20 protein-coding genes are annotated in these 17,875 nt (G+C 76.1%); 3 read left to right on the top strand and 17 right to left on the bottom strand.

The genetic code is table 11. From position 1 onward, the window contains the following. Positions 1-65: 65 nt before the first annotated feature. Entirely contained in the window at positions 66-1,184 is a 1,119-nt protein-coding gene (gene menE, locus ACI79K_RS09765; RefSeq protein ID WP_456599600.1) for an o-succinylbenzoate--CoA ligase, read from the top strand. Beyond that, entirely contained in the window at positions 1,184-2,053 is an 870-nt protein-coding gene (locus ACI79K_RS09760; RefSeq protein WP_456599599.1) for a 1,4-dihydroxy-2-naphthoate polyprenyltransferase, read from the top strand. The genes menE and ACI79K_RS09760 overlap by 1 nt, the downstream gene beginning before the upstream one ends. Before the next feature lie 6 nt (positions 2,054-2,059). On the opposite strand, the gene ACI79K_RS09755 is transcribed toward ACI79K_RS09760, so the two are convergent. Together ACI79K_RS09755 and ACI79K_RS09750 are read right to left on the bottom strand one after the other, a co-directional pair. Further along, positions 2,060-2,386, bottom strand: coding sequence for a DUF4229 domain-containing protein (locus ACI79K_RS09755; protein WP_456589118.1), 327 nt, complete (start codon positions 2,384-2,386; stop codon positions 2,060-2,062). After that, complete coding sequence (locus tag ACI79K_RS09750; RefSeq protein ID WP_456589119.1) at positions 2,379-2,807, bottom strand: Lrp/AsnC family transcriptional regulator; 429 nt, start codon at positions 2,805-2,807, stop codon at positions 2,379-2,381. Before ACI79K_RS09750 ends, ACI79K_RS09755 begins: the two co-directional genes overlap by 8 nt. Positions 2,808-2,911: 104 nt before the next feature. Between ACI79K_RS09750 and ACI79K_RS09745 the strand changes: the two genes are divergently transcribed. Further along, positions 2,912-3,124 carry a hypothetical protein gene (locus ACI79K_RS09745; protein ID WP_456589120.1) on the top strand — a complete coding sequence of 71 codons (213 nt, stop codon included), beginning with the start codon at positions 2,912-2,914 and terminating at the stop codon, positions 3,122-3,124. Between the two features lie 50 nt (positions 3,125-3,174). Here the strand turns inward: ACI79K_RS09745 and ACI79K_RS09740 are convergent, their stop codons facing one another. The 15 genes from ACI79K_RS09740 to ACI79K_RS09670 all read right to left on the bottom strand — a co-directional run bounded on the left by ACI79K_RS09740 (position 3,175) and on the right by ACI79K_RS09670 (position 17,832). Continuing rightward, on the bottom strand, positions 3,175-3,453 hold the full coding sequence (locus ACI79K_RS09740; RefSeq protein ID WP_456589121.1) for a hypothetical protein: 279 nt from the start codon (positions 3,451-3,453) through the stop codon (positions 3,175-3,177). A gap of 116 nt (positions 3,454-3,569) precedes the next feature. Continuing rightward, positions 3,570-4,532 (bottom strand): c-type cytochrome biogenesis protein CcsB, encoded by a 963-nt coding sequence (ccsB, locus tag ACI79K_RS09735; protein ID WP_456589122.1) that lies wholly within the window; start codon positions 4,530-4,532, stop codon positions 3,570-3,572. Next, positions 4,525-6,141: a cytochrome c biogenesis protein ResB gene (gene resB / locus ACI79K_RS09730; RefSeq protein ID WP_456599598.1), complete on the bottom strand. Its 1,617-nt coding sequence runs from the start codon at positions 6,139-6,141 to the stop codon at positions 4,525-4,527. Before resB ends, ccsB begins: the two co-directional genes overlap by 8 nt. After that, positions 6,138-6,983 carry a cytochrome c biogenesis CcdA family protein gene (locus ACI79K_RS09725; RefSeq protein WP_456596273.1) on the bottom strand — a complete coding sequence of 282 codons (846 nt, stop codon included), beginning with the start codon at positions 6,981-6,983 and terminating at the stop codon, positions 6,138-6,140. Before ACI79K_RS09725 ends, resB begins: the two co-directional genes overlap by 4 nt. Position 6,984: 1 nt before the next feature. Beyond that, entirely contained in the window at positions 6,985-7,560 is a 576-nt protein-coding gene (locus tag ACI79K_RS09720; RefSeq protein WP_456599597.1) for a TlpA family protein disulfide reductase, read from the bottom strand. Then, the gene (locus tag ACI79K_RS09715; RefSeq protein WP_456599596.1) at positions 7,557-8,189 is read right to left on the bottom strand and encodes a histidine phosphatase family protein; all 633 of its coding nucleotides are present in this window, start codon (positions 8,187-8,189) and stop codon (positions 7,557-7,559) included. The genes ACI79K_RS09720 and ACI79K_RS09715 overlap by 4 nt, the downstream gene beginning before the upstream one ends. Further along, on the bottom strand, positions 8,186-9,553 hold the full coding sequence (hemL, locus tag ACI79K_RS09710; protein ID WP_456589127.1) for a glutamate-1-semialdehyde 2,1-aminomutase: 1,368 nt from the start codon (positions 9,551-9,553) through the stop codon (positions 8,186-8,188). Before hemL ends, ACI79K_RS09715 begins: the two co-directional genes overlap by 4 nt. Further along, positions 9,550-10,029, bottom strand: a complete 480-nt coding sequence (locus tag ACI79K_RS09705; protein ID WP_456589128.1) for a hypothetical protein — start codon at positions 10,027-10,029, stop codon at positions 9,550-9,552. Before ACI79K_RS09705 ends, hemL begins: the two co-directional genes overlap by 4 nt. A gap of 19 nt (positions 10,030-10,048) precedes the next feature. After that, positions 10,049-11,047, bottom strand: a complete 999-nt coding sequence (gene hemB, locus ACI79K_RS09700) for a porphobilinogen synthase (protein WP_456589129.1) — start codon at positions 11,045-11,047, stop codon at positions 10,049-10,051. Continuing rightward, on the bottom strand, positions 11,044-12,588 hold the full coding sequence (locus ACI79K_RS09695) for a uroporphyrinogen-III synthase (protein WP_456599595.1): 1,545 nt from the start codon (positions 12,586-12,588) through the stop codon (positions 11,044-11,046). Before ACI79K_RS09695 ends, hemB begins: the two co-directional genes overlap by 4 nt. 91 nt (positions 12,589-12,679) lie before the next feature. Next, positions 12,680-13,666, bottom strand: a complete 987-nt coding sequence (hemC, locus tag ACI79K_RS09690; protein ID WP_456589131.1) for a hydroxymethylbilane synthase — start codon at positions 13,664-13,666, stop codon at positions 12,680-12,682. Then, entirely contained in the window at positions 13,663-15,042 is a 1,380-nt protein-coding gene (locus tag ACI79K_RS09685; protein WP_456589132.1) for a glutamyl-tRNA reductase, read from the bottom strand. The genes hemC and ACI79K_RS09685 overlap by 4 nt, the downstream gene beginning before the upstream one ends. Next, positions 15,039-15,701 (bottom strand): redox-sensing transcriptional repressor Rex, encoded by a 663-nt coding sequence (locus ACI79K_RS09680; RefSeq protein ID WP_456599594.1) that lies wholly within the window; start codon positions 15,699-15,701, stop codon positions 15,039-15,041. Before ACI79K_RS09680 ends, ACI79K_RS09685 begins: the two co-directional genes overlap by 4 nt. A gap of 276 nt (positions 15,702-15,977) precedes the next feature. After that, positions 15,978-16,220, bottom strand: coding sequence for a glutaredoxin family protein (locus tag ACI79K_RS09675; RefSeq protein WP_456589134.1), 243 nt, complete (start codon positions 16,218-16,220; stop codon positions 15,978-15,980). Continuing rightward, positions 16,213-17,832 (bottom strand): AMP-binding protein, encoded by a 1,620-nt coding sequence (locus tag ACI79K_RS09670; RefSeq protein WP_456599593.1) that lies wholly within the window; start codon positions 17,830-17,832, stop codon positions 16,213-16,215. The genes ACI79K_RS09675 and ACI79K_RS09670 overlap by 8 nt, the downstream gene beginning before the upstream one ends. Between the last annotated feature and the right edge of the window lie 43 nt (positions 17,833-17,875).

Here is a 17,875-nt window from a genome sequence, read left to right as displayed (position 1 = left end):
CCTGCCCCCCACCACTCGCAGGCTCGTGGCGGGCCCCTGCAGGGGGCCGCATAGGCTCGTCCCTCGTGGCTCGGCACCTCACCCTCGTGCCCGCGGCCGAGCTCTCCGACGACGACGTCCGCGCGGCGCTGGACGGCGAGCGCCCGCTGGCCGTGCTGCCCGCCGGTCCCCCGGCCGTCGTCGACGCCGCCCGCGCCGCGCTTCGCCCCGACGAGCCGCTCGAGCCGGGCACCGACCTCGTCGTCGTGACCTCCGGCTCCACCGGGAACGGTCGCGGGGTGCTGCTGTCGGCCGCCGCGCTGCGGGCGTCCGCGGCCGCGACCCTCGACCGGCTCGGCGGCCCGGGCAGCTGGCTGCTCAGCCTGCCCGTGTCGGCGATCGCCGGGCTGCAGGTCCTCTGCCGCGGCCTGCTCGGCGGGCGCAGCGCCACCCGCCTCGGTGCCGGGGAGCCGCTGGCCGACGCCGTCGCCCGCATGCCGGCCGGCGACCGCCGGTACACCTCCCTCGTCCCCACCCAGCTGCGCCGCGCGCTGGACGCCGAACCGGATGCGCTGCGTGCCTTCGACGCGGTGCTCGTGGGCGGCGCGGCCACCGACCCGGCCCTGCTGGCCCGCGCCCGGGCCGCGGGCGTCGCCGTCGTGACCACCTACGGGATGACCGAGACCGCCGGTGGCTGCGTCTACGACGGCCTGCCGCTGGCCGGCGTGACCGTGCGGGTGACCGACGGGATCGAGCTGGCCGGCCCGGTGCTGGCGCACGGCTACCGCGGTGATCCGCAGGCGACCGCGGCCGCGTTCGCGGACGGCTGGTTCCGCACCCGGGACGCGGGCACGCTCGGCCCCGACGGCCGCCTCACCCTGCACGGCCGGCTGGACGAGGTCGTCATCTCCGGCGGCGTCAACGTGCCGCCCGCAGCGGTGGAGGCCGCGCTGCGCGAGCACCCCGCCGTCGCCGACGCCGTCGTCTTCGGCCGACCCGATCCGGAGTGGGGTCAGCGGGTCGTCGCCGCCGTCGTCCCGGCGCCCGGCGGCGCACCGACCCTGGCCGAGCTGCGACCGTGGGTGACCGAGCGGCTGGGCGCCCCCGCCGCGCCCCGGGAGCTACGGCTCATCGCCTCGATCCCCACCCTGCACACGGGCAAGCCCGACCGCCGCGCCGTCGCGGCCCGCACCCCGGAGGTCTGATGGCCACCCCTGCCCAGTGGCTGGCCGGCGCCCGCCCCCGCACCCTGCCGGCGGCGGTCTCGCCGGTGCTGGTCGGCACCGGTGCCGCGGTCGCGCTCGACGGCTTCCGGCTCGGCCCCGCGCTGCTCGCGCTGGTCGTGGCCCTCGCGCTGCAGGTGGGGGTCAACTACGCCAACGACTACTCCGACGGCCGGCGCGGCACCGACGCCGAGCGGGTCGGTCCGATGCGGCTGGTCGGTTCCGGCGCAGCTCCACCCGGGCAGGTGCTCGGGGCGGCGCTGGCCTCCTTCGCGGTCGCCGGGGTCGCCGGGCTGGCCCTGGCGGCGCTGTCGAGCTGGTGGCTGGTCGCGGTGGGGGCGGTCTGCATCGCCGCGGCCTGGACCTACACCGGCGGCCCGCTGCCCTACGGCTACCGGGCGCTGGGCGAGGTCTTCGTCTTCGTCTTCTTCGGCCCGGTCGCCGTCGTCGGCACCACGTACGTGCAGACCCGCACCCTGCCCGGCCTGGCGTTCGCCGTCTCCGTACCCATCGGCCTGCTGATCGTGGCGATCCTCGTGGTGAACAACCTGCGCGACATCGAGGGCGACGCCCGGGTGGGCAAGCGCACGCTCGCCGTCCTGCTCGGCGACCGGGGCACCCGAGTGCTCTACGCCGCGCTGCTGGTCGTGCCGTTCGCCGTCGTCGCCGCGGTGGGGCTCGCGCGGCCGTGGGCGCTGCTGGCCCTGGCCGCCGCGCCGCTCGCGCTCGCCCCGGTGCGGACCGTGCTGGGAGGCGGCCGCGGGCCGGCGCTCATCGGGGCCCTGGCCTCGACCGGGCTGCTGACCCTGGTCACCGGCGTGCTGCTCGGCGCGGGCCTCGCCCTTTCCTGAGCGCTGCTACTGCGGAGCGTCCCCGCTGAGCCGAGCGCGCAGGTCCTCCTTGGCCGTGCGCCGCGCGATGCTGCGCGCCGCCAGCGCCTCGGTGAGCCGGTCGCGGGAGGGCCGCAGCAGCACGTAGGAGACCGGCATCGACAGCAGCAGCCCGAACAGCAGGCCGGGGAAGCTGCCCAGCCCGGCCCACCAGAGGACCAGGACGAGCGCCGCGGCGATCGCGAAGCGGCCGACCGTGTAGATCACCAGCCACGGCAGGACCTTCGGCGGCGTCGCGGCGCCACCGGCCGGGCTCACCGGTGCACCGGCGGCGCTCGGGTTGTTCTCAGCCATGACGGCCCTCCCACTTGGTCGAGAGAACGACCGTCGTCCTCGTGCGTGCGACCCCTCTGATCCGGTTCAACGCGTCGATGGCCGCCTCGAGTGCCGGGATGTCGGTCACGCGCACCTTCAGCACGTACCCCTCGCTGCCGGCGACCCGCCAGCAGTCCTCCACCTCGGGGATCTCCCGCAGGCCCGCCTCGACGCCGGTGTCGTCGACCGCGTCGCTCTCGATGACGCTGACCAGCGCGGTGACGTGCAGGCCCACCGCCGCCGGGTCGACGACGGCGCGGTACCCGGTGATCACCCCGGCCGCCTCCAGCTTGCCCACCCGCTCGTGCACGGCGGGCGAGGAGAGCCCCACCTGCCGCGCGAGCTCGGCGTAGCTGGCCCGGCCGTTGGCGCGCAGCAGCTCGATCAGCTGCTGGTCCACGGCGTCGATGGTGGTTCTCCGTCCTGCCCGGGTATGGGATCTGCGTTGCGCGGCACCGAGTATCGCCGCCGACGTACGCTGGCGGTCGACGAGGGGGTGGGCCCGTGGTGTTCCTGGTGGTTCTCGTGATGGCGGTCGTGGTCGTCGCACTGGTGGTGCGCGCCGCGGCGAACGCAGGCCCCGAGGGGAGCGCGCGCCCGGAGCGCCGGCCGCAGCGGCCCCGGGGACCGGTCCGATTCGTGGCCCCCGATGACGACCCGGAGTTCCTCCGGGAGCTCGAGCGCCGCGCGCGCCGGGACGACGGCTCCCCCACGTAACGCCGTCCGGGCCCTTCCCGGGGCCTGAGCCGAGCGTGCGAGCGGCCCTCTCAGGCGGCCGGGGTCGTCCCGAAGAAGCGGCGCCAGCCGCGCCGCGGGCCCGCCTCAGACGTGCCCGCGTCCGGCGCCGAGCCGTCGGCGTCCCCCGGCCAGCCGAGACCGCCGCCGCCCTGGCGGGTGGGGCCGCCCGGCCAGCCCAGGTCGCCCTCCTCCGCCGCGCCCCGCGGGCTCCCGCGGTGCGCGCCCGGACCGTCGGCCTCCCGGCCGGCGAGCGCGGCCGCGACGAGCGGGTGCGACGCCTCCCCGTCGGCCGCCGCGTGCCTACCCACGCCGCACCTCCCGGCGGGCCCGTGCGCTGCTGATCAGCTCCATGAGGGCATGGAAGCACGCAGGTCCGACATCGGTCACCGCCCCGCGCCGCACTGCTCCCCGGACGGGGGAGCGCTCAGACCCCGCCGTAGCTGTGCAGGCCGGTCGAGACCATGTTCACGTACAGCAGGTTGAACAGCACCACGGCGAACCCCAGCACGTTGGTCCAGGCGGCGGGACGGCCGCGCCAGCCGGGGGTGGTGCGGGCGTGCAGGTAGCCGGCGTAGACGACCCAGGAGATGAACATCCAGGTCTCCTTGGGGTCCCAGCCCCAGAACCGGCCCCAGGCGCTCTCCGCCCAGATCGCGCCGGCGATCATCGCGAACGTGTAGATCGGGAAGCCGAACACCGCGGTGCGGTGCGCCACCCGGTCCAACCCCGCGGCGGACGGCAGCCGGTCGAGCAGCCCCCCAGCGGCGCCGGGCGCGGCGGCGCTGCGGCGGGTGCGGACCAGGTACAGGACGCTGGCGATGCCGCTCACCAGGAAGATGCCGGAGCCCAGGATCGCGCTCGTCACGTGGATGCCCAGCCAGCTCGACCGCAGCGCGGCGACCAGCGGCCCCGCCTCGGCGTAGAGGAACAGGCCGATGCCCACCATCGCGAGGATCACCGGGCCGAGGACGAAGACGCCGATGTGCCGCAGCGAGGGCTGGCGCAGCGCCAGCACGAAGTAGGCGACCACCGCGACCAGCACGACGGCCGTGGCGAACTCGTACATGTTGCCGAAGGGCAGCCGGTCGGTGGCCATGCCGCGGGCGACGAGGACGCCGGCGTGGGCCAGCGCGCCCAGCGGGGTCAGCGCCATGCCGAGGAGCCCCCAGCGGGTGCCCTGCGCCGTCTCCGGCGCCTCCTGCCCGGCCGGGGCGGCGGGGGGCTCGGGGGCGACCGGCCCGGCGCCGACACCGGCGAGCTCGCGGCTGCGCACCGTCCGCCGGCCGAACGCGAGCTGGGCGCAGAAGGCCAGCAGCGCGACGGAGTAGAGCGCGACGCTCACGGAGAAGAGGGTGTCGGACAGCTCGGCCAGCGAGGAGTCAGTCACGCGGGGGGACCTCCGGTTCAGGTGCGGTGCGGGCGGGTGCGGCGCTCAGCGCGTCCCGCAGGTCGTGGGATAGCGTGGCGAACCGGGAGCCGTTCTCGCCGCCACCCCGCGTGAGCGAGGCGAGCGTGAGCACGCTACCGCCGCCGTCGGGGGCGGGCTCGGCCCGGGCGAAGACGCGCTCCCGGCGCAGCAGGAGCATGCCCAGCAGGCCGGCCAGCAGGGTGATCGCCGAGCCCAGCACCCACACCTGGCCGGGGTCGTGGGAGAACTGCAGGGCGGCGAACTCCTTGACCCCGCTGAAGGTGACGCGGGTGCCGTCGGGCAGGTCCAGGGACTCGCCCACCGAGAGGTTCGCCGAGCCCACCTCGGTCAGCCGGCCGCGCTCGATCTGGCTCTCGTCGAGGGAGTACACCGACTGCGGCAGCCCGGAATCGAGGCCGAGGTAGCCGGAGAAGGCGATCAGCGCGACCTGCGGGGCCAGCGGCCGCGGGTCGACGGAGGTCAGCACGCCGCCCTGCACCAGACCCGTGGGCGCGAAGAAGCCCTTCAGTGCCAGCTGCTCCTCCCGGCCGGGGATGTCGGGCAGCTTGAGCGCGCCCTCGCTGGCCAGCGTCTGCTGGTCGCTGGGCAGGAAGGGCACGGTGAGGTCGGTGAAGGTCGTCCCGTCCGGCACGGTCACGGTGAATGTCGGGCTGAAGCCGTGACCGGTCACGTAGACCCGGTCGCCGTCGACCCGGAGGGGGTCGTTGACCCCGATGGTGGTCGGCCGCCCCTCGGCGGAGGGCTCGCCGTAGCGGATGTCCGCGGTGAACGAGGCGGCGGTGAGGTTCTCCTCGTACTCGGCGGTGAACTGCTCGAGGTCGACGCAGAGCGGGCTGAGGTCGCCGCTGTCGACCAGCGGGCCCGCGGAGTAGGTGTCGTACTGCTGGAAGGAGTTGCAGAACCCCTGTCCCTCGGTGACCAGGATGCTGCCCTCGTAGCCCCACAGCTTCCCGCCCGCGAGGCTCAGCAGGAGGGCCAGCAGCGAGAGGTGGAAGACCAGGTTCCCGGTCTCCTTCAGGTGGCCCTTCTCGGCCGAGAGCTCCGGGCCGCGCGCGGTCTCGCGGCGCACGACCCGGTAGCGCCGCACCCGCAGCTCCTCCTCGACGCCGTCGAGCGCGGCCCCCGGGGTGTGCGCCACGGGCCACCGATCGGCGTCGGGGAGCCGGAGCAGGTTCCGCGGAGCCGGTGGCGGCGGGGTGCGCAGTGCGCGGGCGTGCTCCCGGGCCCGCGGCAGGACGCAGCCGATGAGCGAGAGGAACAGCAGCAGGTAGACCGCGGCGAACCACGGCGAGCTGAAGACGTCGAACAGGTAGAGCCGGTCCAGCACCGGGGCCAGGTCGGGGTGGTCGGCGAAGTACTGCCGGACGTTGTTCTGGGACAGCGACCGCTGCGGCAGCAGCGAGCCCGGGACGGCCGCCAGCGCCAGGAGGAACAGCAGCACGATCGCCGTGCGCATCGCGGTGAGCCGCCGCCACCAGCGCAGCAGCAGGCCGCCCAGCCGACGGCCGGCCGGGGGCCCGGCGGGCGGGGTCGGGGTGGCCGGGCGCGGGGGCGCCTCGATGCTCACAGCGCCGATTCCCCGAACCCGGTGGCGGCCAGCCAGGAGCGCAGCCAGCCCATCATCTCGGTCCACGCACCGGTCACCAGGAGCAGCCCGACCACCACCAGCACGGCCCCGCCGAAGCGGGTCACCGCCTGCGCGTGCCGGCGGAGGAACGTCGTGGCCCCCACGGCCCAGCGGGCACCGAGGGCGACGAGCACGAACGGCACGCCCAGCCCCAGGCAGTAGGCCAGCCCCAGCAGCGCCCCGCGGCCTGCGGTGGCCTCGGCGAAGGCCAGGTTCTGGACGGCGGCCAGCGTGGGCCCCATGCAGGGGGTCCACCCGAGCCCGAAGACGACCCCGAGCAGCGGGGCCCCGGCCAGCCCGGCCGCCGGCCGGGTCGACAGGCGCGCGGTGCGCTGGAGGAACGGCACCCGGCCGAGGAACGCCAGCCCGATGAGGACCGTGATGCCGCCCATCACCCGGGTGATGAGCTCGTTGTGCACCAGGAGCAGCCGGCCGAGTCCGCCGAACGCCGTGCTGATGGTCACGAACACCGCGGTGAAGCCGAGCACGAACAGCAGGGCACCGAGCACCATCCGCCCCCGCGGCGGGCGCAGATCGGCCGCCGGGAGCACCGCCGTGGCGGTGGCCGCCGTGCTGCCCCCGGCGGGCGCGGACGCAGCCGGAGCCGGGGCCGGGGCCGTGGTCGCGGCGCTGCCCACCAGCCCGGTGACGTAGGAGAGGTAACCGGGCACGAGCGGCAGCACGCAGGGCGAGGCGAAGCTGATCAGGCCGACGAGCGCCGCGACGGCCGCCGCCACCAGCAGCGGCCCGTCGGTGACCAGGCCGGCGAAGGTCTCCCCCACGTCAGACCTCCTCCGCCTGCACCTGGTCCAGCACCGCGCGCAGGTCGTCCTGCGCCACCGCCCCGGTGTACACGGCGGCGACCCGGCCCTGGCGGTCCAGCACGATGGTGGAGGGGACGGCGTTGGCCGGGTAGTCGCGGAAGGCCAGCGCCACCTCGCCGCGCGGGTCGTAGAGCGAGGGGAACTCGATGCCGAAGCGCTCGACGAAGGCCAGCGCGAACTGCTCGTCGGTCTCCTTCACGTTCAGCCCGACGAACTGCACGCCCTCGTCCCGCACCTCGGCGTAGACCTCCTGGAACTCGGGCGTCTCGATCCGGCACGGGCCGCACCAGGACCCCCAGAAGTTCAGCACGGCCACGTCCCCGGCCAGCGCCGCCGACGAGAACTCCCCGCCGCCCAGCAGGGTGCCGGAGAACTCCGGCGCGGTCGCCCGCTCGTCGGCCGGGATCACCTCGCCGGCCGGGGTGGCCTCGACGAACCGGAACTCGCCGCCGTTGTTGACCTCGACCGCGTCGGAGCCGGTGCTGCACCCGGTGAGGATCGCGCCCGCCAGCAGGGCCGTCAGCAGCCGCCTCATGCGCCCGGCACCGCGTCGGGGTCGGTGGCGCCGGCCGGCTCGGCGTAGGAGACGCGCACGAAGTCGTCGTCCTCGTAGGTGAGCGAGGTGACGCTGGCCAGCGAGCACTGCCGGCGGCGGGGGTCGTGGGCGAACCGGCGTCCCTCGACGTGCAGGCGGGTGGCCCAGATGGGCAGCTGGTGGCTGACCAGCACCGCCTCGTGCCCGCGGGCGGCGTCCCGGGCCGCCTCGACCGCGGCGATCATGCGCGCGGCGATCTCCACGTACGGCTCGCCCCAGGAGGGCTGGAAGGGGTTGCGCAGCTTCCACCAGTTGCGGGGCGCCCGGAAGACGCCGCCGCCCCCGCCGACGACCCGGCCCTCGAACGCGTTGCCGGCCTCGATGATCCGCTCGTCGATCTGCACCTCCAGCCCGGTCGCCTCGGCCAGGGGGCGGATGGTCTGCCGAGCCCGCTCCAGCGGGCTGGACACCAGGTGGACGACGTCCCGCCCGCTGAACCACTCCGCGGCCGCGATGGCCATGGCCTCGCCGGCGGTGGAGAGGCGGTAGCCGGGCAGCCGGCCGTAGAGCACGCCGGCGGGGTTGTGCACCTCGCCGTGCCGGAGGAGGTGGACGACGGTGGTGGTCACGAGGAGCGCTCGCTGTCGATCGCGCCGGTGCGGTGGGCGTCGGCCTCGGCGGCAGCCCGGGCCGCGGCCGGGAGCGCCTCGAGCACCCGGTCGAGGGCCTCGCCGGAGAGCTGCGCGTTGACGAACCACGCCTCGAACGCCGACGGCGGGAGGTACACCCCGCGGGCCAGCAGGGCGTGGAAGAAGGCTGTGTAGCGGGAGACGTCCTGGGTGCGGGCGTCGTCGTAGTCCCGGACCTGGCGCTCGTCGGGCACGAAGAAGACCGAGAACATGTTGCCGGCCTGCTGCACCCGGTGCGGCACACCGGCGGCGAACAGCGCCGCGCTCGCTGCCCCGCGCAGCACGGCGGAGACCTCGTCGCACTGCGCGTAGACCTCGTCGGTGCAGTTCCGCAGGGTGGCCAGGCCGGCCGCGACCGCCACCGGGTTCCCCGAGAGGGTGCCGGCCTGGTAGACCGGCCCGCTCGGCGCGAGGTGCTCCATGAGGTCGGCGCGGCCACCGAACGCCGCCGCCGGGAGCCCCCCGCCCATGACCTTGCCGAAGGTGAACAGGTCGGCGTCGACCGGGTCGAGGCCGTACCAGCCCGACGCCGACACCCGGAAGCCGGTCATGACCTCGTCGAGCACCAGCAGCGCACCGTGCGCCGCCGTGATCCGCCGCAGCTCGGTGTTGAAGCCGTCCAGCGGCGGCACCACGCCCATGTTGCCGGGCGCGGCCTCGCTGACCACGGCCGCGATGGCGTCGCCGCGCTCGGCGAAGACCGCTTCGACGGCGGCGACGTCGTTGTAGGGCAGCACGATGGTGTCCGCGGCGGCCCCCGTGGTCACCCCGGGGGTGTCGGGCAGGCCCAGCGTGGCCACCCCGGAGCCGGCCGAGGCCAGCAGCGCGTCGACGTGGCCGTGGTAGTTGCCGGCGAACTTGACCAGGAGCGGGCGGCCCGTCACCCCGCGCGCCAGCCGCACGGCCGAGAGCACCGCCTCGGTGCCGGAGTTGACCAGCCGCACGCGCTCGACCGGCGCGACGCGGTTGCGGATCTCCTCGGCCAGCTCCAGCTCGCCCTCGGTGGGGGCGCCGAAGGACAGGCCGCGACGCGCGGCCGCGGTCACCGCCTCGACGACGGCGGGGTGCGCGTGGCCCAGGATCATCGGCCCCCACGAGCTGACCAGGTCGACGTAGCGCCGCCCGTCCGCGTCGGTGATCCAGGGACCGGAGGCCTCGGCCATGAAGCGCGGCGTGCCGCCGACGGCGCGGAAGGCGCGCACCGGGCTGTTCACCCCGCCCGGGGTGACGTCCTGACCGCGGGCGAAGAGGCCGGCGGAAACCGGGGCCTCGTAGGTGTAGGGCGGGCTGTCCAGCGAGGTCACGTCCCCAGTGTCCCCTCTGCGCCCGGCGAGCGGTCGGAGGCATCGCGCACACTCCCGAGCAGGGCGGCCCGCAGCGCCGCGGGGTCGCGGGTCGGGACCAGCACCGTCCGACCGTCGGCCAGCCGCAGCGGCAGCCCGGTGCGGCCCCGCGGCAGCGACCAGCCCCCGCCGAGCACGGGGGCACCGGCATCCACCCCGGCGTCGGCCTCCCGCAGCGCGGCGGCGTCGACGTCGCGCAGCGGCACCTGCTCGCGGCCCACCGCCAGGCCGTCGGCGTCCACCCGGACCGTCCACACCCGGCGGGCGGACAGGCAACCGATCGCGACCACGCCGGGCACCGCGACCAGGGTGAGCGCCCAGACCAGCGGCGGGACGTCCGGCCCGGGCAGCAGCAGGTCCCCGAGCAGGAAGAGCCCGAGGACCCCGGCGACCAGCCAGAACGGCCGCCAGGAGCCCCCGGGCTCGACGTACGTCACGTCCCCGACCACCCCTGGGTCAGCGGGTCAGCAACCGCGCCGCCTCGACGGCCCAGTAGGTGAGCACCTGGCCGGCGCCCGCGCGGCGGATGGCGACCAGCGTCTCGAGGATCGCCCGCTCGCGGTCCACCCAGCCGTTGGCGGCGGCCGCCTCGACCATCGCGTACTCGCCGCTGACCTGGTAGGCGCTCACCGGCACCTGCACGGCGTCGGCGACCTTGGAGACGATGTCCAGGTAGGGCAGCGCCGGCTTCACCATGACGGCGTCGGCACCCTCGGCGAGGTCCTGCGCGACCTCGCGCAGCGCCTCGTCGGCGTTCGGCGGGTCCATCTGGTAGGTCGACCGGTCGCCGAACTGCGGGGCACCCTCGGCGGCCTCGCGGAACGGGCCGTAGAAGCCCGAGGCGTACTTGGCCGCGTAGGCCAGGATCGGCACCTCGGAGAACGCGGCGCTGTCCAGCCCGGCGCGGATGGCGGCGACCTGCCCGTCCATCATCCCGCTGGGCGCCACCAGGTGCGCGCCGGCCTGCGCCTGCGCGATCGCCACCGCGGCGTACCGGTCCAGGGTCGGGTCGTTGTCGACGACCCCGGCCGGGGTGACGACGCCGCAGTGCCCGTGGTCGGTGTACTCGCACAGGCAGAGGTCGGCCATGAGGACCAGCTCGTCACCGAGGTCCGCCCGCAGGTGCTGCAGCGCCACGTTGACCACGCCGTCGGCGGCGTCGGCCCCGGACCCGACCGGGTCCTTCTCCGACGGGATGCCGAAGAGCATGAGCCCGCCGATGCCCGCCTCGGCGGCCTCGGCCGCGGCCTTCCGCAGCGAGTCCTGGGTGTGCTGGACCACGCCCGGCATCGAGCCGATGGGCACCGGCGAGTCGATGCCCTCCTTGACGAAGACCGGCAGCACCAGGTCGGCCGGGGCCACCCTGGTCTGCGCGGTCAGCCGCCGCAGCGCCGGCGTGGACCGCAGCCGGCGTCCGCGCGCGAAGCCCGGGTTCGCCCCACCACCCTCGATCACTTGCCCTCGCCGTCCTCCGCCTCGCGCAGCGACAGGGCGTACTCGGCGAGCGCGTCCACCAGCGGCGCCACGGCCGCGGTCTCCGGCTGCACGTCGACCCGCAGCCCGAACTCCTGGGCGCTGGCCGCCGTCGCCGGGCCGATCACCGCGACGACGGTCTTGGCGTGCGGCTTGCCGGCGATGCCGACCAGGTTGCGCACCGTGCTGGAGGAGGTGAAGCAGACGGCGTCGAAGCCACCTCCCTTGATCGCCTCGCGCACCGACGCGGCCGGCGGCGCGGCGCGCACCGTCCGGTAGGCGGTGACGTCGTCGATCTCCCAGCCGCGCTCGACCAGCCCGGCCGCCAGGGTCTCGGTGGCGATGTCGGCGCGCGGCAGGAGCACCCGCTCGATCGGGTCGAGCACGTCGTCGTACTCGGGGAAGTCGGCCAGCAGGCCCTGGCTGGACTGCTCGCCGCTGGGCACCAGCTCCGGCTGGATGCCGAAGTCCCGCACGGCCTCGGCGGTCTGCTCGCCGACGCAGGCCACCTTCACGCCCGCGAACGCGCGGGCGTCGAGGCCCAGGTCGACGAACTTCTCCCGGACGGCCCGCACCGCGTTGACCGAGGTGAACACGATCCAGCCGTAGCGGCCGGTGACCAGGCCCTTGACGGCGCGGTCCATCTGGGCCGGGCTGCGCGGCGGCTCGACGGCGATGGTCGGCACCTCGACCGGCACCGCCCCGTACGCCCGGAGCCGGTCGCTCATGTCCCCGGCCTGGTCCTTGGTCCGCGGCACGAGCACCCGCCAGCCGAACAGCGGGCGGCTCTCCCACCAGGACAGCTTGGCGCGCTTGTCGACGGCGGCGCCGACGGTGGCCACCACGGGCCCGCTGAGCGGGTCGAGGCCGGCGGTCTTCTCCGCCACGGCCGACAGCTTGGTCACCAGGCTCTTCTGGCCGGTCCCGGAGCCGCCGGTCGTCACCACGACCGGGGTGCTGCCGGAGAGCCCGCCCTCCACCAGGCGTGCGGCCGCGTCGGGCAGCGCCTCGGCGGTGCCCTGGAGGACCAGCGTGCCGCCGGTCGCGGCGGCGGCCCCGGCCAGCGCGGCGACGTCGACGCCGCTGCGCAGGTCCGCGGTCACCGCGGTGCTGCCCGGCGCGACGCCGGCGAAGGCGGGGACGGCGGTGGCGGTCGCGACACCCGGCACCACGTCGAACGGCACGGAGGTGCGGCAGACGGCGAGCACCTCCTTGACCACGTCGTCGGAGGTGTAGGGGTCACCGGTGACGAGGCGGACGACGACCGCGCCGCCCTTCGCCGCCGCGACGGCGCCCTTGGCCACCTCGGCGGGCTCACCGGACACCGGCGTCAGTTCGGCCTCCGGGTTGGTCTCGCGGACGGCGTCCTGGAGGGCGGCGGCGACGTCGGGGTCGACGAGGACCACCGACGCCTCGGCCAGCGCCGCGGTGGCGCGGGCGGTGAGCATGCCCGGGTCGCCCGGGCCGGCGCCGACGAACACGACCCGGCCGGACTGGCCTGCGGTCTTGCGGAAGCGCGTCATGCCGTGCTCCTGATCCTGGCCCGACTCCGTCGGGCGTCTGTTGTGGCCCGAGTCCTTCGGGCGTCTGCTGGGGTCTGGGTGGGGCAGGGGGTCACTCGCCGGCCGCCATCAGGGCGGCCGCGCCCCGGTCGAGCAGCTCGGCGGCGAGGGTGCGGCCGAGGGCCGCGGCGTCGGCGAGCGGACCCGTGAGCGAACCGCGCACGGAGTCGCTGCCGTCGAGCGCGGTCACCGAGGCGCGCAGGTACAGCTCCGGGCCGCTCTCGCCCTCGGCCACCTCCGCGTAGGCGGCGACCGGTGCGCTGCAGCCCGCCTCGAGGGTGGCGAGCGTCGCCCGCTCGGCCACCACGCAGGCGCGCGTGGCGGCGTCCTCGAGCCGGCCCAGCAGCTCGCGGGTGCGGGCGTCGCTGGTGCGGCACTCCACGGCGAGGGCTCCCTGGGCGGGAGCGGGGAGCACCTGCAGCGGATCGAGGGTCTCGGTGATCCGGTCGGTGCGGCCGATGCGGCTCAGCCCGGCCCGGGCGAGGACGACGGCGTCCAGGTCACCCGGGCCGTCGGGGGCGCCGGCCACCCGGGCGAGCCGGCTGTCGACGTTGCCGCGGATCGGCACGATCTCCAGCCCGAGCCCGAGGGCCCGCAGCTGGGCGACGCGGCGGGGGGCGCCGGTGCCGATCCGCGCACCGGGCGGCAGCTCGCCGAGGGTGAGCCCGTCGCGGGCGACCAGGGCGTCCCGGGGGTCCTCCCGCACCGGGACGGCGGCCAGGCTCAGCCCCGGCTCCGGCGCGGTGGGCAGGTCCTTGTAGCTGTGCACCGCCAGGTCGACCTCGCCGGCGAGCAGGGCCCGGCGGATCGCGGTGACGAACACCCCGGTCCCACCGAGCTGGGCGATGGCCGCGGAGGACCGGTCGCCCTCGGTGCTGATCAGCACCAGCTCGACCGGCACACCGGTGGCGGCGGTGAGGGCGTCGGCGACGGCCCGGGACTGGGTCTGCGCCAGCACGCTGGCCCGGGTGCCCAGCCGCAGCGGAACAGCGGTGCCCGCCACCGTGGTGGCGGCGTCCTGCACGTCGGCGGCGGTCATGCCGGGCCTCCCGGACGGTCGGGGTCGACGGTGACGGCGTCGGCCAGCCGGCCGGCGCCGGGGGTGACATCGGCGTCGATGCCCAGGCCGAACAGTGCCCGCAGCGCGCCGGCGTAGTCCGTGCCACCCGGCGTGGCGGCCAGTTCCTTCACCCGCACGGTGGGCTCGTGCAGCAGCTTGTCGACGACGCGGCGCACGGTGCGGGCGATCTCCGCACGCGCCCGCGCGTCCAGGTCGGGCAACCGGCCGGCCAGCCGCAGCAGCTCGGCGTCGACGACCTCGGCGGCCTGGCTGCGCAGCGCGGAGACGGTGGGCCCCACCTCGGCGGCCTGCCGCTCGGCGCGCAGCAGCGCCGTCTCCGCCTCGATCATGGCGCGGGCGGTGCTGATGTCGTCGGCCGCCACGGGCCCCGCGGTGGCCTCCCCGTCGCGCTGCTCGCCCTGCAGCAGCGCCGTGTTCCGCTCGCCCTGCAGGAGGGCCAGGTCGACGACGTGCACGCCGGGCAGCGCGGCCACGCCGGGGTCCACGTCCCGGGGCAGCGCGAGGTCGATGACCACCAGCGGCCGGTCGCGCCGGCCGGCCATCGCCGCGGCGACGACCTCGGTGCCCACGACCAGGCCGGTGGCACCGGTGCAGGTGAGCAGGACGTCGGCGGCGGCGAGCTCCTCGCCCATGTGGTCCAGCGGGGCGGCGCGGCCGCCCACGGCCTCGGCCAGCCGCTCGGCGGAGGCCGGGGTGCGGCTGCTGACGACGACGGAGGCACCGCGGCGGGCCAGCGTGGTGGCGGCGAGCGCACCCATGGAGCCGGCGCCGACGACGAGGACGGGGCGGCCGGCGAGGGCGCCGATGCGGGCCTCGGCCCGGTCGAGGGCCACCGACACCAGCGAGGCGCCGGCCCGGTCGATGCCGGTCTCGGAGTGCACCCGCTTGCCCACGCGCAGCGCGCGCTGGGCGACCGGGTGCAGGGCGCGGCCGACGGTGCCCTCCTCGCGGGCGAGGGCGTAGGCGGCGCGCAGCTGCCCGAGCACCTGCGTCTCCCCGACCACCATCGAGTCCAGCCCGGCGGCCACGGTGAACAGGTGGGCGACGGCCTGGTCCTCGTAGTGCACGGTCACGTACGGGGAGAGCTCCTCCACCGTGGCCCCGGCCTGACGGGCCAGCACCCGGCTGACGTCGGTGACGCCGCCGTGGAAGCGCTCGACCTCGGCGAACACCTCGACCCGGTTGCAGGTGGCGAGGACGAGGGCCTCGCTCACGTGGTCGCTGTCGACCAGCTCGTGCAGCGCCTTGACCCGCTCGTCGGGCCCCATCGCGAACTGCTCCAGCAGCGCGACCGGTGCGGTCTGGTGGCTCACGCCCACCGCGAGCATGCTCATGCCGACTCCTCCCCCACGGGCACGGCCCGCTGCTGGCCGAGGAAGGCCAGCACCTGCAGCTCGACGGACAGGTCGACCTGGCGGACGTCGACGCCCGGGGGCGCCGACAACGTCACCGGTGCGAAGTTCAAGATGCTCCTCACCCCGGCCGCGGCGAGCCGGTCGCAGACCTGCTGGGCGACCTCGGCCGGCGTCGCGATGACCCCGATGGAGGCCCCCGCGGCCGTCACGGCGGCCTCCAGCCCGGCCATGTCCTGCACGGTCAGGCCGCCGATGCGCTGGCCCACCCGGCCCGGCGCGGCGTCGAAGAGGCCGACGAACTCGAAGCCCCGGCTGCCGAACCCGGCGTAGTCGGCGAGCGCGGACCCGAGGTTGCCGATGCCCACGAGCACGCAGGCGCGGGACTGCTCGGCCCCCAGCACGCGGGCGATGCGCTCCTGCAGGGCGCGCACGTCGTAGCCGACGCCGCGGACGCCGCAGGAGCCCAGGTGGGACAGGTCCTTGCGCAGACCCGCCGGGTTGACCCCCGCGGCCGTCGCCAGGTCACCGGAGGAGACGGTCGTCCGGCCGCCGTCGGCGAAGCTGGTCAGCACCCTCAGGTACACGGCCAGACGAGCGACGGTGGCCTCCGGGATGGTCCGGGGCCGCGGCTGGATCACGGGCTCTCCACAGCGGTCGCGCCCGGGACCCGGCGGGCGCCGGGGGCGGTGCTGCGACATCGGGGACGCGAGCGCTCGGCGCGCTCGCGTCCGCCACGGTAACCGCTTGTGAACGCAGGAACAAAGTTGCCGACGCGGCGACGGGCCGTTGACCTGGACCGATCGGGTCACAGGTGTGGTGGAGAGCACGATAACCGCTGGCCGCCCGCCACCCGTACGGGGGGCCCGGGTCCGGCCCCGCCCCGGAACCGGGAGACAGCCGGACGGGGCCGCGCCTCAGTCCAGCCCGAGGTCCCGTCGCAGGCGGGGCACGTCGAGCGTGAAATAGGAGTGCTCCCGGCCGTCGAGCAGCAGCACCGGCACCCGGTCGCCGTACTCCGCCTGCAGCTCGGGATCGGCGTCGACGTCCACCCGGACCGGCTCCAGGCCGGCGCGGGCGGCGATCGGGGCCAGCTGCTCGGCGGCGGTCAGGCAGAGGTGGCAGCCGTCGCGGACCAGCAGCTGCAGCCGCTCAGCCATCGGTGGCCTCGCCGGCCGCTGCGCCGACCGGTGCCGCGGCGTCGGTGCCGGTGAGGCCGAGCTCGCGGAGGCGGGCACGGCTGACCTTGCCGGTCAGCGAGTGCGGCAGCGACGGGAGGAAGTGCACCGACGTCGGGACCTTGTACCGCGCGAGCGACTCCGCAGCGTGCCGCTGCAGCTCCTCCACCGCCAGCCGCTCACCCGGCTCGAGGACGACGACGGCCCGCACCGCCGCACCGGTGCGCGGGTCGGGGACGCCGATGACCGCGCTCTCCGCCACCGCCGGGTGCTGCTCGAGGACCCGCTCCACCTCGGCCGGGTAGACGTTGAAGCCGCTGACGAGGACCAGGTCACTGCGCCGGTCGACCAGGTGCAGGTCGCCGTCGGCGTCGCGGTAGGCGAGGTCGCCGGTGCCGAGCCAGCCGTCGGCGTCTGGCCCGTCGGCCCCGTCGGGCCAGAAACCGGAGAAGAGGTTCGGACCGCGCACCCAGATCTCCCCCGGGCCCTCGTCGGCCTCGTCGGCGTCCTCGTCCGCACCGGCGTCCGCGTCCCCGCCGTCGGGCGGGTCCACGGTGCGGGCGCCGACGGTCGCGGTGTCGCGCAGCTCCAGCTCCAGCCCCGGCACCGGGCCACCGATGCACGCGGGCTTGGCCCGGCCGGTGGCCAGGGTGCTGGCCACGACGGGCGCCGCCTCGGTGAGCCCGTAGCCCTCCCACACGGTGACGCCGGCCCGCTCGCGCATCGCCGTCCAGACCTCCTCGGGCAGCGGCGCGGCTCCGGCAGAGGCCACGCGCACGGCCGCGAAGCCACGGCGCAGCTCGGCGTCCGGGTGGGCGGGGTCCTCGAGGTTGCCCGCGTCGGCCGCGGCCAGCCAGGCCTGGTACATCGGCGGGGCGCCCGGCACGGCGGTGACGCCCTCCTCGGCCATCACCGCCAGCGACGCGCGCGGGTCGAAGGTCTCCTGCAGGACGGCGCAGGCCCCGGTGGCCGCGACCAGCCCGAAGCCCGCGTTGAGCCCGTACACGTGGAAGAGCGGCAGCACCAGGAGCACCCGGTCGTCGGGGCGGACCGGCGGCGAGGTCATGGCCAGGCACTGCTGCTGGTTGGCGCGCAGCGCCCCCGAGGTGAGCATCGCGCCGCGCGGCCGGCCGGTGGTCCCGCTGGTGTAGCAGAGGAAGGCCAGCGCGGCGGGGTCGTCGGGCACGGTGGGCGCCGGGCCGTCGGCCGCGGGCGGACCGGGGCAGACCGGCACGCCGGCCAGCGGGTCGCGGACGCCGGGCGCCACCAGGAGCGCAGCCCCGGAGTCGGTGAGGACGTGCTCGAGCTCCGGGTCGGTGTAGGCGGTGTTCACCGGGACGACGACGAGCCCGGCGCGCAGACCGCCCAGCACCGCCCGCAGCCAGTCCAGCCCGTTCGGCAGCTGCACGGCGACGCGGTCGCCGGCGGTCAGCCCGCGGTCGGCGTACCCCGCGGCCGCCCGGTCCGCCGCCGCGTCCAGCTCACCCCAGCTGAGCCGGCGGTCCCCGGTCACCACCGCCGGGGCGTCGGGGTCGCGCTGCGCGGCGGCGCGTACCAGCGCGGCCAGCGACGTGCCTGCCTCGGACACGGACATCTCCTGTCGTCGGTGCGGCGCAGCCCCGGTCGGGGGACGCGTG

The sequence above is a fragment of the Blastococcus sp. SYSU DS0616 genome (assembly GCF_054051015.1).
This window is presented reverse-complemented; position numbering and strand designations above follow the sequence as displayed.